The 15,007-nt window shown below is 69.6% G+C and carries 16 protein-coding genes; 12 read left to right on the top strand and 4 right to left on the bottom strand.

Annotated elements, in window-relative coordinates; all coding sequences use genetic code 11:
* Window positions 1–40 precede the first annotated feature (40 nt).
* The 7 genes from AC1DTW_RS17575 to AC1DTW_RS17545 all read left to right on the top strand — a co-directional run bounded on the left by AC1DTW_RS17575 (window position 41) and on the right by AC1DTW_RS17545 (window position 5,345).
* The gene (locus AC1DTW_RS17575; RefSeq protein ID WP_477982592.1) at window positions 41–430 is read left to right on the top strand and encodes a DUF2946 family protein; all 390 of its coding nucleotides are present in this window, start codon (window positions 41–43) and stop codon (window positions 428–430) included.
* Window positions 431–533: 103 nt separating this feature from the next.
* Window positions 534–1,925: a TolC family protein gene (locus AC1DTW_RS17570; RefSeq protein ID WP_477982591.1), complete on the top strand. Its 1,392-nt coding sequence runs from the start codon at window positions 534–536 to the stop codon at window positions 1,923–1,925.
* On the top strand, window positions 1,922–3,289 hold the full coding sequence (locus tag AC1DTW_RS17565; protein WP_477982589.1) for a multicopper oxidase family protein: 1,368 nt from the start codon (window positions 1,922–1,924) through the stop codon (window positions 3,287–3,289). The genes AC1DTW_RS17570 and AC1DTW_RS17565 overlap by 4 nt, the downstream gene beginning before the upstream one ends.
* 17 nt (window positions 3,290–3,306) lie before the next feature.
* Entirely contained in the window at window positions 3,307–3,807 is a 501-nt protein-coding gene (locus AC1DTW_RS17560; protein ID WP_477982587.1) for a cupredoxin domain-containing protein, read from the top strand.
* Between the two features lie 11 nt (window positions 3,808–3,818).
* A complete protein-coding gene (locus tag AC1DTW_RS17555) occupies window positions 3,819–4,151 on the top strand; it encodes a copper-binding protein (protein WP_477982586.1) in 333 nt (110 codons plus the stop codon).
* A 91-nt stretch (window positions 4,152–4,242) separates the two neighbouring features.
* Entirely contained in the window at window positions 4,243–4,656 is a 414-nt protein-coding gene (locus tag AC1DTW_RS17550) for a Fur family transcriptional regulator (RefSeq protein ID WP_477982585.1), read from the top strand.
* The gene (locus AC1DTW_RS17545) at window positions 4,653–5,345 is read left to right on the top strand and encodes a HoxN/HupN/NixA family nickel/cobalt transporter (RefSeq protein ID WP_477982584.1); all 693 of its coding nucleotides are present in this window, start codon (window positions 4,653–4,655) and stop codon (window positions 5,343–5,345) included. Before AC1DTW_RS17550 ends, AC1DTW_RS17545 begins: the two co-directional genes overlap by 4 nt.
* Before the next feature lie 9 nt (window positions 5,346–5,354).
* Here AC1DTW_RS17545 and AC1DTW_RS17540 read toward each other — a convergent pair whose 3' ends face one another.
* Window positions 5,355–5,930 (bottom strand): malonic semialdehyde reductase, encoded by a 576-nt coding sequence (locus AC1DTW_RS17540; protein WP_477982583.1) that lies wholly within the window; start codon window positions 5,928–5,930, stop codon window positions 5,355–5,357.
* 118 nt (window positions 5,931–6,048) lie between these two features.
* On the opposite strand from AC1DTW_RS17540, the gene AC1DTW_RS17535 reads away from it, so the two are divergent.
* On the top strand, window positions 6,049–6,489 hold the full coding sequence (locus AC1DTW_RS17535) for a DUF1841 family protein (protein ID WP_477982582.1): 441 nt from the start codon (window positions 6,049–6,051) through the stop codon (window positions 6,487–6,489).
* Here the strand turns inward: AC1DTW_RS17535 and AC1DTW_RS17530 are convergent.
* The 3 genes from AC1DTW_RS17530 to AC1DTW_RS17520 all read right to left on the bottom strand — a co-directional run bounded on the left by AC1DTW_RS17530 (window position 6,486) and on the right by AC1DTW_RS17520 (window position 10,598).
* Window positions 6,486–8,588, bottom strand: a complete 2,103-nt coding sequence (locus AC1DTW_RS17530) for a putative bifunctional diguanylate cyclase/phosphodiesterase (protein WP_477982581.1) — start codon at window positions 8,586–8,588, stop codon at window positions 6,486–6,488. The two genes, AC1DTW_RS17535 and AC1DTW_RS17530, sit on opposite strands and share 4 nt — an antisense overlap.
* A 170-nt stretch (window positions 8,589–8,758) precedes the next feature.
* Window positions 8,759–9,397: a response regulator gene (locus AC1DTW_RS17525; RefSeq protein WP_477982580.1), complete on the bottom strand. Its 639-nt coding sequence runs from the start codon at window positions 9,395–9,397 to the stop codon at window positions 8,759–8,761.
* A 28-nt stretch (window positions 9,398–9,425) separates the two neighbouring features.
* Complete coding sequence (locus tag AC1DTW_RS17520) at window positions 9,426–10,598, bottom strand: hybrid sensor histidine kinase/response regulator (RefSeq protein ID WP_477982578.1); 1,173 nt, start codon at window positions 10,596–10,598, stop codon at window positions 9,426–9,428.
* A gap of 171 nt (window positions 10,599–10,769) precedes the next feature.
* On the opposite strand from AC1DTW_RS17520, the gene AC1DTW_RS17515 reads away from it, so the two are divergent.
* From AC1DTW_RS17515 to AC1DTW_RS17500, 4 genes are all read left to right on the top strand, one after another.
* Window positions 10,770–11,225: a hypothetical protein gene (locus tag AC1DTW_RS17515; protein WP_477982577.1), complete on the top strand. Its 456-nt coding sequence runs from the start codon at window positions 10,770–10,772 to the stop codon at window positions 11,223–11,225.
* 63 nt (window positions 11,226–11,288) lie between these two features.
* Window positions 11,289–11,651 (top strand): response regulator, encoded by a 363-nt coding sequence (locus AC1DTW_RS17510; RefSeq protein WP_477982576.1) that lies wholly within the window; start codon window positions 11,289–11,291, stop codon window positions 11,649–11,651.
* Between the two features lie 17 nt (window positions 11,652–11,668).
* Window positions 11,669–13,816: a chemotaxis protein CheA gene (locus AC1DTW_RS17505; protein WP_477982575.1), complete on the top strand. Its 2,148-nt coding sequence runs from the start codon at window positions 11,669–11,671 to the stop codon at window positions 13,814–13,816.
* A gap of 138 nt (window positions 13,817–13,954) precedes the next feature.
* Window positions 13,955–15,007 (top strand): methyl-accepting chemotaxis protein (locus tag AC1DTW_RS17500; protein ID WP_477982574.1); only part of this gene is annotated, 1,053 nt, incomplete at its 3' end.

The following is a 15,007-nucleotide window of genomic DNA, read 5'->3' as shown; positions in this document are numbered from 1 at the left end:
GTCCGCCCGGTCGTCACAGCCGCGTGCTAATCTGGACCGCGTGAAAACTGTTCGCATCTGGCTCCTGGTGTTGCTGGCGCTGCTGCTCCCGATTCGGGGCGCGGTCGCCGCGGCGATGCTGTGCCCGTCGTCGACCGCGGCCGGCCACGCCGAGGGGCATCTGCATCAGCATTCGACGGACACGTCGGAGCACGCGCACATGCAGCAGCTGCACGCCACGGGCGAACACCATGCCGACGACGGCAAGCCCGCCGGCCCGTCCGACAAGTGCGGCCTGTGCTGCGACTTGTGTTCCGTCACGCCGCTCGTCGGCAGCCTGCCGGGCGTGCCGGTGCCGCAGGCCCTCGCATCGATCTCCTTCCCCGACCTGCGCGCCGCCGCGCCGAGCTTCGTCTCGGACGGGCAGGAGCGCCCACCACGAAGCAGCTGACCCGAACGGGCCTGCGCACGCGGGCCTGACGGCGCTCGTGCGTCCAGCGCACGCGCATGGGCTGGCCGGATCGGATCCGGCCGGCGGTCCAGCTGCTTCGACAATGAACAAACACCTCCCGCCGATTCGCGTCGGCATCGCGGCAGCAACTGCCGTGCTCTTCTTCGCCGGCTGCGCCTCGTTCTCCGAAGACGGCGGCTTCGGCAAGGTCGCCGAGCTCACACGGGAACGCACCGGCCAGACCGCGTCGTGGCAGCGCTCGCCTGCCGACAACGACAGCGCGCAGACACGCATCAATGAGTTGCTGATGCGGCCGTTGAGCGCCGACAGCGCGGTCGAACTGGCACTGCTGAACAACCGCGGCTTGCAGGCCGGCTTCGCGGAACTGGGCATCGCCGAGTCGGATCTCGTGCGCGCCGGCCGGCTCGCCAATCCAACGCTCGGCTTCGGCCGGGTCAGCGGCGGCGGCATCACCGAGATCGACCGCTCGATCCTGTTCGACGTGCTGGGCCTGCTGACGATGCCGCTGGCGACGCAGGTCGAGCGGCAGCGCTTCGAGCGGGCGCAATACCAGGCGGCGTTGGACGCCGTCGGCGTCGCCGCCGAAGCGCGCCGGGCGTTCTTCGGCGCGGTCGCGGCGCAGGATCTGGTGCGCTACGGCCAGCAGGTCGACGACGCGGCCGATGCGTCCAGCGAACTCGCGCGCCGCATGCGCGAGGCGGGCAACTTCAACAAGCTCGCGCAGATGCGCCAGCAGGCCTTCGCTGCCGACGCGCGCACGCAGCTGGCGCGGGCCCGGCACCAGGCACTGGCAGCACGCGAGCGGCTGATCCGCGCGCTCGGGCTCAGCGGCGAACCGCCGAGCTTCACGTTGCCGGAACACCTGCCCGAGCTGCCGACCGAGCCGATGGCGCCGCAGGATGCGGAACAGACCGCGATGGACAAGCGTCTCGACGTGCAGATGGCCAGGCGTTCCGCCGAGGCCACTGCGAACGCGCTCGGCCTGACGAAGGCGACCCGGTTCGTCAACGTGCTGCAGGCTGGCTACGCGAACCAGAGCCAGACCGGCGAGGCGCGCCGGAACGGCTACCAGATCGAGGTCGAGCTGCCGCTGTTCGACTTCGGCGCGACACGATCGGCGCGCGCCGAAGCGCTCTACATGCAGTCGATCCACCGCACCGCCGAGATCGCGGTCAACGCGCGCTCCGAAGTGCGCGAAACCTACTCGGCCTATCGCACCGCATACGACCTGGCGAAGCACTACCGCGACGAGATCGTGCCGCTGCGCCAGCGCATCGCCGACGAGAACCTGCTGCGCTACAACGGCATGCTGCTCGGCGTGTTCGAGCTGCTCGCCGACGCGCGCGAGCAGGTCAGCGGCGTCACCGGTTATGTCGAGGCGCTGCGCGATCACTGGATCGCGCAGACAGACCTTCAATCCGCGCTGACCGGCGGTTCGCCGGGCGCGGCCACCCTCTCGAAAGAATCCCGATGAGCAACCGCAGAACCTTCCTGCGCAGCGCCGGCGCGACCGCGCTCGGCGCCGCGGCGCTGAGCCGTGCCGGCGCCGCTGCGCTGCCGGAGGCCGTGATCCAGAGCGCGCCGACGATGCAGCCGCCGCCGCGCCCGCAGACCGGCCGGCCGTACCGCCCGGTCGTCACGCTCAACGGGTGGTCGCTGCCCTGGCGCATGAAGGACAACATCAAGGAGTTCCACCTCGTCGCCGAGCCGGTCGTGCGCGAACTCGCGCCCGGCATGAAGGCGAAGCTGTGGGGCTACAACGGCAGCAGCCCGGGGCCGACGATCGAGGCCGTCGAGGGCGATCGGGTGCGCATCTTCGTCACCAACAAGCTGCCCGAGGCGACGAGCATCCACTGGCACGGCATGCTGCTGCCCTCGGGGATGGACGGCGTGACCGGGCTGACGCAGCCCGCCATCGCGCCCGGCAAGACCTTCGTCTACGAGTTCGTGCTGACGCGCTCCGGCACCTTCATGTACCACCCGCACGCCGACGAGACGCTGCAGATGGCGATGGGCATGATGGGGATGTTCATCGTGCACCCGAAGGACCCGCGCCAGTTCAAGGTCGATCGCGACTTCGTGCTGCTGCTCGCGGCGTTCGACATCGATCCGGGTTCGGCCACACCGAAGGTCAACACGATGCTCGACTTCAACCTCTGGACCTGGAACAGCCGCGTGTTCCCCGGCATCGACCCGCTCGTCGCGCGCAGCGGCGACCGCGTGCGCATCCGCGTCGGCAACCTGACGATGACGAACCACCCGATGCACCTGCACGGGCACCACTTCGAGGTGACCGGCACCGACGGCGGCTGGGTGCCGAAGTCGGCGCGCTGGCCCGAGGTGACGACCGATGTCGCGGTCGGCCAGGTGCGGGCCTTCGAGTTCGACGCGAACGCCGGCGACTGGGCGTTCCACTGCCACAAGTCGCACCACACGATGAACGCGATGGGGCACGACGTGCCGACGATGCTCGGCGTCGACGCGCGCGGCGTGGTCGACAAGATCACGAAGCTCGTGCCCGAGTACATGCACATGGGCGACAAGGGCATGCACGACATGGCCGAGATGGAGATGCCGCTGCCCGACAACACCTTGCCGATGATGACCGGCACGGGCCCGTTCGGCGGCATCGGGATGGGCGGCATGTTCAGCGTGCTGAAGGTGCGCGACGACGTGAAGCCGGGCGACTACCGCGACCCCGGCTGGTTCAAGCACCCGCCCGGCAGCGTCGCGCGCGAATACGCCGGCGCGCTCGAACCGGCGGTGCGCAGCCCCGCCCCGAAGGCCGACGCCGACACGCCGAAGGCTCGCAAACCATCCGGCCACGAAGGCCATTGATCAGAAGGTCATTTCACATGAACACCCGACTCACTGCGCACCTCCTCGCCGCACTCCTGGCGGCATCTTCTGCGACCCTCGTCCTCGCGCACGGCGATCAAGAACATGGGGCGCCAAACCGATACGACGCCAGCAAGGTCGAGCCCACCGACTTCGGCCGGCAAGGCGATCCCGGCAAGGTGACGCGAACCATCGAGGTCGGCATGGCGGACACGATGCGGTTCAGGCCGGCGAACCTGGCGGTCAAGCGCGGCGAGACCATCCGCTTCGTCGTGCACAACGACGGCAAGCTGCTGCACGAGATGGTGCTCGGCACGGCCCAGGCGATCGACGCGCACGCGGCGCTGATGAAGAAGTTTCCCGAGATGGAGCATGCCGACGCGAACATGGCCCACGTCAAGCCCGGCGCGCGCGGCGAGATCGTCTGGCAGTTCGATCGGCGCGGCGAGTTCCGCTTCGCGTGCCTGCAGCCGGGGCACTACGAGGCCGGCATGGTCGGCAAGGTGACGGTCAAGTGAAGGAGCACACGATGAACACACGGATGAAGATGCTGGCGGCCGCGCTCGCCGCCGTCTCGATCGGCGCGTCAGCGCAGGGGCAGGCGACGCCGAGCGCGGCCAGCGCGTCCACCGCGGTGGCGACGCTGACCGACGGCGAGGTGCGCAAGGTCGACCGCGAGGCCGGCAAGCTGACCCTGCGCCATGGCCGCATCGAGACGCTCGACATGCCGGGCATGACGATGGTGTTCCGCGTCGCCGATCCGGGCCTGCTCGCGGGCATCAAGGAAGGCGACAAGGTCCGCTTCGCCGCCGAACGCAGCGGTGGCGCGCTGACGGTCACGCGCATCGAGGTGGTCCAGTAGCTGCCGCGCGATCCGGCGGCGAGCGCAAGCGCCGCGGGTCCATTCCCGCGCCGAATCTTGTTGCCAATCAATTTGCAATAAGATCGCGGCCATGGAACGCAACACCCGCCAGCGCGAAGCGGTGCTCGCCGCGATCGAGCACGCCGGCCGTGCGCTGACGCCGGCCGAGATCCTCGCGCTCGCGCAGACCTCGGTCGCGAGCCTGAATCTGTCGACGATCTACCGCCAGATCAATGCGCTGCAAGACGAGGCACGCATCGTCAAGGTGTTGCTTCCGGGCCAGGCCGCGCGCTTCGAGGCCGCCTGCGGCGATGCGCATCACCACCACGGCAAGGCGCCGCACCACCACCATCATTTCCACTGCGAGGCCTGCGACCGCGTCTACGCGCTGCACGCCTGCCCGGGTTCGATGCAGGACCTGGCACCCGCCGGCTTCGTCGTCAGCGCGCACGAGATCACGCTGCGCGGGTTGTGCGCCGCGTGCAGCAAAGGCCGGCCAACATGACGGGTGTCGAATTGCCGGCCAGCGGCATGGCGCTGTTCTTCCTGCTCGGGCTGCGCCACGGCATCGAGCCGGACCACATCGCCGCCATCGACGGCTTGACCCTGCGCGCGCACGACCACCGCGAGCGCCATGCGCCGTGGACCGGCAGCCTGTTCGCGCTCGGTCATGGCCTGGCGATCGCGGTGATCGCGGTCGGCATCAGCCTGCTTGCCGCGTCGTTCACGCTGCCGGCCACGCTCGTGCAGGTGCTCGACTGGTTGCCGATCGTGCTGCTGACCCTGCTCGGCCTGTGGAACCTGCGTGCGCTGCTCGCGCCCGGCGCCTACCGGCCGAATTCGGTGCGGATGAAGCTGATCCCAGCGGCGCTGCGCGAGCGCACCGACCTGTGGTCGACGGTCGCGATCGGGCTGCTGTTCGCGCTCGTGATCGACACGGTCGCGCATGTCTCGGCCTGGAGCGTGTTCGCGACGCACCAGGGCGGCTGGTGGGCCGGCGTGGTCGCGGGACTGCTGTTCTCCGGCGGCATGCTGATCGCGAGCACCGCCGACTCGCAGCTGATCTCGCGCGTGCTGCGCAGCGCCGGCAGCGAAGCCGCCGCATCGAAGCTGCGTCGCGGCATCGGCTGGTTCGTCGTGATCCTGTCGTTCGCGGTTGTCGCTCAGGCGGTGATCGCAAAGATCACCGGCTGAATCCACGGATCAGGCGATCTGGCAGGCCTCTTCGAAGCTCAGGCGCGGGCTGCGGCCGAACAGCTTGCTCGCGTCGCCGTGCCCGAGGTTGATGATGAAGTTCGTCTTCACCGACGTGTCGGCCCAGAACGCCGCATCGACCTTGGCCGCATCGAAGCCGCTCATCGGCCCGCAATCGAGGCCGAGCGCGCGCGCCGCGAGGATCAGGTAGCCGCCCTGCAGACTGGAATTGCGAAACGCGGTCGCCTCGATCATCGGCTGCTTGCCGACGAACCACGACTTCGCGTCGGCATGCGGGAAGAGCTTCGGCAGCTTCTCGTAGAACGCCATGTCCATGCCGACGATCACGGTCAGCGGCGCGGCGCGCGTCTTCTCGAGATTGCCCGGCGCGATGCCTTCCAGCAGCTTCGCCTTGGCCTCGGGCGAGGTCACGAAGATGAAGCGCGCCGGGCTGCAGTTGGCCGAGGTCGGGCCCCACTTCAGCAGCTCGTAGAGCTCGTGCAGCGTGGCCTCGGGGATCGGTTCGGGCTTGAAGCCGTTGTGGGTGCGGGCCTCGGTGAAGAGTTGCTCGGTCGTGACGTTCATGGCTGCAGCTTCATCGGTTGGGATAACGCCATTCTCGGCGTCGCCCGCGCGTGCGGCCCGCAAATTTTCGTCGACCGCGTTCGGCTGCGTTGAAGGGTCGGCGAGGCAGAATTCGCCGATGTTCGCGCCTTCACAACACGACGTTCGCCGCTTCTTCTGCGAGACCCGCCGCAAGCAGCGTGAGGCCCTGCCGCTGACGCCGATGGAGGCGATCGCCGCCGACTGGATCGATCAGCACCCCGAGCTCCACAAAGAGCTCGACGACCTCGACGCCGCGCTCGCGGCGGTCTACGAGGTCGAAGGCGGGCGCGGCAATCCGTTCCTGCACCTGTCGATGCACCTGTCGATCACCGAGCAGATCGCGATCGACCAGCCGACCGGCATCAAGCAGGCCTTCGGGCTGCTCGCCGCGAAGCTCGGCTCGCCGCACGCCGCGCAGCACGAGGTGATGGAGTGCCTGGGCGAGATGATCTGGGCCTCGCAGCGCAGCGGGCTGCCGCCCGACGGCGAGCGCTACCTGGAGTGCGTGCGCCGGCGCGCGACGCGTTCGCCCATTTAGGACTGGCGCAAGCCGTGCCGCGCCGCGTGGCGCGAGCCCGGGCGCGACGGCGCACGCAGCATCTGGCGCGAGGCCTGGCGCGTCTCGCCGAACAGCGAGTCGCGGAACACCGCGGCGCTCGAGCGATCGTCGATCGCCCACAGCAGCAGCGCGCGTGCGGTCATCGGCTTCGCGAACAGAAAGCCCTGCAACTCGTCGCAGCCGAGTTCGACCAGGACCTTGCGCTGGCGCGCGGTCTCGACGCCTTCGGCGACGACCTTCAGGCCCAGCGCGTGCGCGAGCTTGACGACCGCGTCGACGACCGCGCGCGCATCGGCGCTGTGGTCGACGTCCTTCACGAAGCTGGCGTCGATCTTCAGCTCCTCGGCGGGCAGCTGGCGCAGGTAGCTCAGGCTCGAATAGCCGGTGCCGAAGTCGTCGATCGACAGGTGCGTGCCCATCTCGCCGAGGCGGCGGAAGGTCTCCTGCGTCGCGCCGGTGTCTTCCATCGCCGCCGACTCGGTGATTTCGCAGGTCAGCAGCGCCGGGTGGATGCGGTGACGCGCGAGCGCGTCGGCGATGCGGTCGGCGATGTCGTCCTGGCGCATCTGGTGCGCCGACAGATTGATCGCGACGCGCATGCGCAGGCCCTTGTCGCGCCACGCCCGCGCCTGCTTGCAGGCCGCCTCGACGACCCAGTTGCCGAGCAGCCCGATCAGCCCCGAGCGCTCGGCCAGCGGCACGAACTGCCCCGGCATCACCATGCCGAGCGTCGGGTGGTTCCAGCGCAGCAGCGCCTCGGCCGCGGTGACCTTGCCGCTGCGCGCGTCGACCTTGGGCTGGAAGAAGAGTTCGAGTTCGTCGTTCGCGAGCGCCAGGCGCAGGTCGCGCAGCATGTCGAAGTTCTGCTGCACATCGGCGTCCATCTCGGGGGCGTAGAAGCAGTGACGCGCACCGCCGGCGCGCTTGGCGGCGTACATCGCCGCGTCGGCGCGGGCGATCAGCTTGTTCGGGTGGCAGTGGTCGGGATAGCGCGCGATGCCGACCGAACACGAGATCGCGACCTCGCGATCGTCGATCCGGTACGGCTCGCTGAGCACGTCGATCAGCCGCTCGGCGAGGCGCGCCGCGACCTCCGGCGCGTCGATGCCGACCGCGAGCAGCAGGAACTCGTCGCCGCCGACGCGCGCGGCCACGCCCGTGCCGCGCGCGATGCCCTTCAGGCGCCTGCCCACCTGCTCGAGCACGCGGTCGCCGCTGCTGTGGCCGAAGGTGTCGTTGACCGGCTTGAAGCCGTCGAGGTCGATGAACAGCACCGCGAGGCTCGCGCGCTTCGCATCGCACTTCTTCGCTGCATTCTGCAGCCGACCCTCGAAGAACAGCCGCGTCGGCAGGCCGGTCAGGTTGTCGACCGCCGCGGCGGCGCGGGTCGTGCGCGCGTGCGCGTCCGCACCGGCGCTGCCGTGCCGCAGCACCATCAGCAGCACCGCGCCGAGCGCGACGAGGCCGGTCACGACGAGCCATTCGGGCCCGATCGCCCAGCGTGCCGCTTCGCTCGCCGGCACCGAGACGGCCGCGCCGAGGCAGGCCAGCGCGGCCGCGATCGCACAGCCGGCGCCGCGCAGCACACCGGCGAGGCGCTCGTCGGCGGCCTGCAGCTGGGTCGCGATCAGCGCCGCCGACAGGGCCAGCGTCAGCGAGCCGACGCCGAGCCACGCCGGCCCGTCGGCGACGCGAAACAGGCCCGAGGCGTTGAACATCGCGTGCAGATAGGCCGCCGCCGGCATCGCGGCCGCGGCCACACCGGCCCACGCACGCCGGCCACGGTCCCAGAGCAGGCCGACGCTCGCGGCCAGCGCCGCGAGCAACAGCGCCGGCAGGCCGCGCCAGAGCCAGGCCAGGCTGCGCGCGAGTTCATCGGCAGCCGGCGCGCGCAACGCGTTCGCCGGCCACCACAGCGCGCACGCACCGAGCACGATCGCGACCGCGAACAGCGCGCGCCCGATGCGCGGCGGCCTGGCCTCGGCTGCCGCAGCGAGCGCGGCGGCGAGCCACAGCAGCGCGCCGCAGACCGCGAAGCTCGCGGTCATCAGCAAGGCAGGCGACGACGACGGGTGCATCGGATCCTCGGATCTGGGTTCAGGAAAGCGCGCCGCCCGGGCGGGGGCGCAGGCAGCGACCCGCATGGTGAGGGTTTTCGAGGTGTTTCGGGCCCGACGGGGCCCCCGCCCGGCGCCGTTCGGACACCGACCGTGACGCATGCCGCAGCCGGCGGCGTGCGCCGCCAACGCTATTCGCCGCCGACCAGGCCGTTGCGGATCGCGTAGACCGTCATCTCGGAGTTGTTGGTCAGGCCGAGCTTCTCGAGCACGCGGGCGCGGTAGACGCTGACGGTCTTCGGGCTGAGCATCAGTTCCTCGGCGATGTCGGACAGGCGCTTGCCCGACGCGATCATCACCAGCGTCTGCAGCTCGCGATCGGAGAGCTTCTCGTGCGCATTCGCGATCATCGGCGTCGTCAGGCTCTCGACCAGCATCTGCGCGATCTCGGGCGTGACGTACTTGCGGCCCTGCGCCACGGTGCGCACCGCGGCGACGATCTGCGCCGGGTCGCCGCCCTTGTTGACGTAGCCGAACGCGCCGGCGCGCAGCGCGCGGATCGCGTACTGGTCTTCCGGGTACATCGAGACGACGAGCACGCGCATCGCGGTCGCCTCGTCCTTCAGCACGTGCAGCACGTCGAGGCCGCTGCGGCCGGGCAGGTTGATGTCGAGCACGAGCACGTCGGCGGTGTGGTCGCGCATCAGCGCGCGCAGCTCGCCGTAGTCGCCGGCCTCGCCGACGACCTCGATGTCGGGCGCGTCCGAGAGCGTGTCGCGGATGCCGCGCCGGATCAGCGCGTGATCGTCGCAGAGAAAGACCTTGATCATCGTTGCGCCCGTGTCGTCGTTGCTGCGTTCACAGTTCGCCCCACTGGCTCGGATCGTCGGCGTCATGCGGGCCGGCGGCAGTTGCTTCTTCCGGGGTGCCGAGCGGATTCAGCGGCACCGAGAGAATCATCGTGGTGCCGCTGGCGCTGCTGCTGAGCTCGATCCAGCCATCGACGGTGCCGGCGCGCTCGTGCAGGCCGCGAATGCCGAACGAACGCACCTTCGCCAGATCGTCGGCGCCCAGGCCGCGGCCGTTGTCGCTGATCTCGAGCGACAGCACGCCGCCGGCGAGCGACAGATCGAGCTCGACGCGGCTCGCCTGCGCGTGCTTGCTGACGTTGGTCAGCGCTTCCTGCGCGGTGCGGTAGGCGACCAGCGGCACGCCGGGCGGCAGCTCGGCCACCTCGGCGGGCAGGCGCACCAGGCATTCGACGCCGGTGCGTTTCTCGAAGCGCGAGGCCAGCCACTGCAGCGCCGCGACCAGCCCCTGCTCGAGGATCGCCGGGCGCAGGTTGTGCATGATCCGCTTGCTCGAATCGATCGCCAGCGTCACGGTCTCGAGCGCCGAGCCGACGCGCGACAGCACCGCGTCGGAGTCGGAGTGGCGCTGGATCCACGCCAGGTCGAACTTCAGCGCGGTCAGCGAGCCGCCCACGTCATCGTGGATCTCGCGCGCGATCGCGGTGCGCTCCTGCTCGATGCTGTTCTGCAGGTGCTGCGCGAGCTCGCGCAGGCGCTGCTTCGATTCGTCGAGCTCGCGATCGGCGCGCACGCGGGCGCGGCGCGTCTCGGTGGCCTCGACCGCATGCAGCAGCGCCGGCACCAGGCGCGCGAGGTTGTTCTTCAGCAGGTAGTCGCTCGCGCCGTTGCGCATCGCCTCGACCGCGGTGTCTTCGCCGATCTCGCCCGAAACCAGGATGAACGGCACGTCGCGGCCGCTGGCCTCGAGCAGGTCGAGCGCGACCAGGCCGGAAAAGCCGGGCAGGTTGTAGTCGGAAATGATCGCGTCCCAGTCGCGCTCGTCGAGCGCGCCGAGGAATTCGGCCTCGGAGTCGATGCGCCGCACCTGGGCTCGCAGGCCGCCGCGCCTCAGGTGCGCGAGCGTCAGTTCGTGGTCGAGCTCGGAATCTTCGAGATGCAGGATCTGCAGCACACGATCAGCCCCGGCCGAGGCGTTCGCGGAGGGGCGGGGGGACTGCATGGCGTGAAGTATGCCCCGCGCTGTCGTGGCCGGGCAACTCAGAGGCTGAGGGGCCCGGCCGAGCGAACAAGACCCGGTTGGTCGGGCTGTTTCCGCTCAGGTCTGGCCGCCGGCTGCCGAAAAGCTGGGGAGCGCCCCGTCCGAAGACCCCCTGCCGACACCGGAAGCACGATGCCGAACCCACAAGCCCATGACCCGCACGGTGCGGCGCCGATGCCGCTGCTCGCCGCCGCGGACCTGCAGGACAACCTGATGACGGCGAGCAACGACCTGGACCGCCTGCAGGGGCTGCTCTCGCATGCCTGCGACGAGCTGATGCAGGGCTTTCACGGCGCCGCCGGCGAGATCCAGGAGCTGGTCGATGCGGCCCACGATTCGCCCTCGCAGGAGCTGTTCGACAGCGTGATGCAGCATCTCGGCGGCGCGATCACCGCGCTGCAGTTCCAGGACATGGCCTCGCAGCTGATCGCCCACACCCACAAGCGCCTGCGCAACTGCGCCGACCGGATCGCGCGCGAAACGATGGGCGACGACGACGACGGCGCCGCGGTCGTCGAAGAGGCGCCGCTGCGCCCGAACCCGGTCACGCAGGACGAGATGGACGCCGGCTCGGTCGAGCTGTTCTGACCGGCCTCGATTCAAGTCCGCACGCACGCAACCGAAAACGCCTCAGGAAATCCGGAGATTCACATGCATTCAATCCTCGCAGTCGACGACTCAGCGTCCATGCGCCAGATGGTGGCGTTCACGCTGAAGAGCGCAGGCTACAGCGTCGTCGAAGCCGTCGACGGCCAGGACGCCTGGGAAAAGACCGGCAAGAGCGATTTCGACCTCGTGCTGACCGACCAGAACATGCCGCGTCTCGACGGCATCGGCCTGACGAAGAAGCTGCGCGACAACCCGAAGTTCAAGGCCACGCCGATCCTGATCCTGACGACCGAGTCGAGCGACCAGATGAAGCAGGCCGGACGCAGCGCCGGCGCGACCGGCTGGCTCGTCAAGCCCTTCGACCCGGCCAAGCTGATCGAAGTCATCAAGAAGGTGATCCGCTGAAAGGCGGGAGCACGACCATGGGCGACATGACGCATGAAGGCGCGAACCTCGGCGCAGGCATCGACCTGAGCCAGTTCTACCAGGTGTTCTTCGAGGAGGCGGGCGAGAACCTCGACCGCATGGAGGCGCAGCTGCTCGAGATCGACATCGAGGCCGCCGACGACGAGGAACTGAATTCGATCTTCCGCTGCGCCCATTCCGTCAAGGGCGGTGCCGCGACCTTCGGCTTCGCCGACGTGGCCGAGCTGACGCACCAGATGGAGACGCTGCTCGACAAGCTGCGCCGCCACGAGCTGACGCCGACCGCGGCGATGGTCGACGTGCTGCTGCAGTCGGGCGACGCGCTGCGCGCGCAGCTCGCACGCCACCAGGGCGCCGCCGGCGACGCGATCGACACGACCGAGCTGCTGACCAGCATCCGTGCGATGAGTTCGGGCCATGCGCCGCCCGTGGCCGCGGTGGCCAAGGCCGCGGTGCCCGATGCCGAAGCGCAGATGGCCGACGAACCGCCGCCCGAGGCGCGCCTGACGGCGCCGGCCGCCATCGGCAACCCGGCGCGCGAGCTCGAGGTGCGCGTCGGCCCGCTGAAGAACCCGGCCGATGCCAACGCGCTGATCGAACTCTTCAACGAGATCACCGACCTGGGCACGATCGAAGCGATCGACGGCGGCCAGGCGAGCGAAGGCATCCGGCGCTTCCGCGTCATCACGACCAGCAGCGACAACGACCTGCTGGACCTGTTCACGTTCCACGTTTCGCGCGACGAGGTCGCGCTGCTGCCGGTCACCGACGGCTATGGCTTCCACGCCGGCGCGCCGGGCGCACCGTCGGAGGCCGAACTGGCGCTGCGCGATCCGGGCTACGGCTTCTTCGAGAACGCGCCGGGCGCTCCGGACACGGTCGCCGAACCGGCCGGCAGCGCGGTCGCGACGCGGGCCGAAGCCGCCAAGCCAGCGCCGCGCGCACCGGCTCGCGCCGAGAAGGCACCGGCCGCCGCGCTCGAATCGTCGACCTTGCGCGTCTCGGTCGAGAAGGTCGACCAGCTGATCAACCTGGTCGGCGAGCTCGTCATCACGCAGGCCATGCTGGCGCAGAACAGCAAGCAGATCGACCCCGGCCTGTACCAGCAGCTGGCCGCCGGCCTGGCCGACCTGGACCGCAACACACGCGACCTGCAAGAGTCGGTGATGTCGATCCGGATGATTCCGATGTCGATGGTGTTCTCGCGCTTCCCGCGCATGCTGCGCGACCTGGCGGCCAAGCTCGGCAAGAAGGTCGAGTTCGTCACGCAGGGCGAGGCGACCGAGCTCGACAAGGGCCTGGTCGAGAAGATCACCGACCCGCTGACCCACCTGGTGCGCAACAGCTGCGACCACGGCATCGAATCGCCGGCCGAGCGCGTCGCGAAGGGCAAGCCCGAGCACGGCACGATCACGCTCGCGGCCTCGCACCAGGGCGGCTCGATCCTGATCGAGGTGCGCGACGACGGCAAGGGCCTGTCGCGCGAGAAGTTGATCGCCAAGGCGCGCGAGCGCGGCATCGACGCCCCGGATTCGATGACCGATGCCGAGGTCTGGGCGCTGATCTTCGCGCCCGGCTTCTCGACCGCCGATGTCGTCACCGATGTCTCGGGCCGCGGCGTCGGCATGGACGTGGTCAAGAAGAACATCACCGCGCTCGGCGGCACGGTCGAGATCGATTCGGCCGAAGGCTACGGCATGAGCGTGAAGGTGCGCCTGCCGCTGACGCTGGCGATCATGGACGGCATGTCGGTCGGCGTCGGCGACGAGGTCTACATCCTGCCGCTGTCGTCGGTGATCGAATCGTTCCAGGTCCGGGCCGAGACGATCAAGACGATCGGCGGCAGCGGCCGCGTGATCGAGGTGCGCGACGAGTTCATGCCGGTGCTCGATCTCGAGCAGGTCTTCGGCGTGCCGCGTTTCGATTTCGAGTCGGCCAGCGGGATCATGGTGGTCGTCGAGGCCGAGGGCGGGCGCGTCGCGCTGCTGGTCGACCAGCTGCTCGGCCAGCAGCAGGTCGTCGTGAAGAACCTCGAGGCGAACTACCGCCGCGTCAACGACATCTCCGGCGCGACGATCATGGGCGATGGCCGGGTCGCGCTGATCCTCGATGTCGGCAGCCTGGTGCGGCGCTCGCGCCACTGATCCCGCCAACTTCGCCTCGAAAGGCCGGCGCATGCGAATGCGCCGGCCTTTTGCTTTGCGCACGCACCTCAATGAAGCAGAGCAGCGGCCGATAAGGAGAAGGAGTGTGAACGCCCGTCAACCCCGGACCCCTGCCCCATGACATTGAACAACCTGCGGATCGGCCCACGCCTGTCGATCGGCTTCGGCGCGGTGCTCTCGCTGCTGCTGGCGATCGTCGCGATCGCCTACTTTCAGCTGGCACGCACGGCAGACGGGCTGACCGAGCTGACCGAGCGCAACCAGCGCGCCGGCATTGCACGCGACTGGGCCGGCAAGACGCAGCTGAATGTCGCGCGCGCGATCGCGATCGCCAAGGCTGGCGGGCAGCCGAACATCGAGAGCTTCTTCACGCCGCAGATCAAGCAGACGACCGCCGAGATCGGCGAACTGCAGAAGACGATGGAGCGCCTCGTCGTCGGCGACGAAGGCAAGGCGCTGATGGCCAGCGTCGCGAAGAGTCGTCAGGTCTATGTCGCCCTGCGCGAACAGCTCTTCACGCTCGTCAAGCAGGCCGACACGCCGGCAGCCGAGAGCCTCCTGAACGACAAGCTGTTGCCCGCTTCCGAGGCCTACCTCGAGACGATGCGCACGCTGCACCGCCACGAGGCCGATCAAGCGAGCGCCGAGGCCGAGAACCTGCGGCGCGGCATCGGCTGGTCCAGCAACCTGATGCTGCTGCTCCTCGTCGCCAGCGCGCTGGTCGGCGGCGCGATGGCGTACCTGATCACGCGCTCGATCACCGTGCCGCTGCGGCAAGGTCTCGCGGCGGCCGCCGCGATCGCCGGCGGCGATCTGTCGCGCCCGGTCGCCTCGACGCATCGTGACGAGCTCGGCGACCTGCTGCGCGCGCTCGGCGGCATGCGGGCCGCGTTGCACGGCCTGGTCGGCCAGGTGCGCAGCTCGACCGACAGCATCGGCACCGCGAGCACCGAGATCGCGACCGGCAACCAGGACCTGTCCAGCCGCACCGAGCAGACCGCGTCGAACCTGCAGCAGGCGGCCTCGTCGATGGAGCAGCTGACCGGCACCGTGAAGCAGTCGGCCGACTCGGCGCGCCAGGCGAACCAGCTCGCGAGCTCGGCCGCCGAAGTGGCCGCCCGTGGCGGCGCGGTGGTCTCGCAGGTGGTCGCGACGATGGACGACATCAAC

The sequence above is a fragment of the Rhizobacter sp. P5_A1 genome (assembly GCF_056400745.1).
The sequence above is the reverse complement of the archived record's forward strand: the minus strand, read 5'-3'. Positions and strand labels throughout refer to the sequence as shown.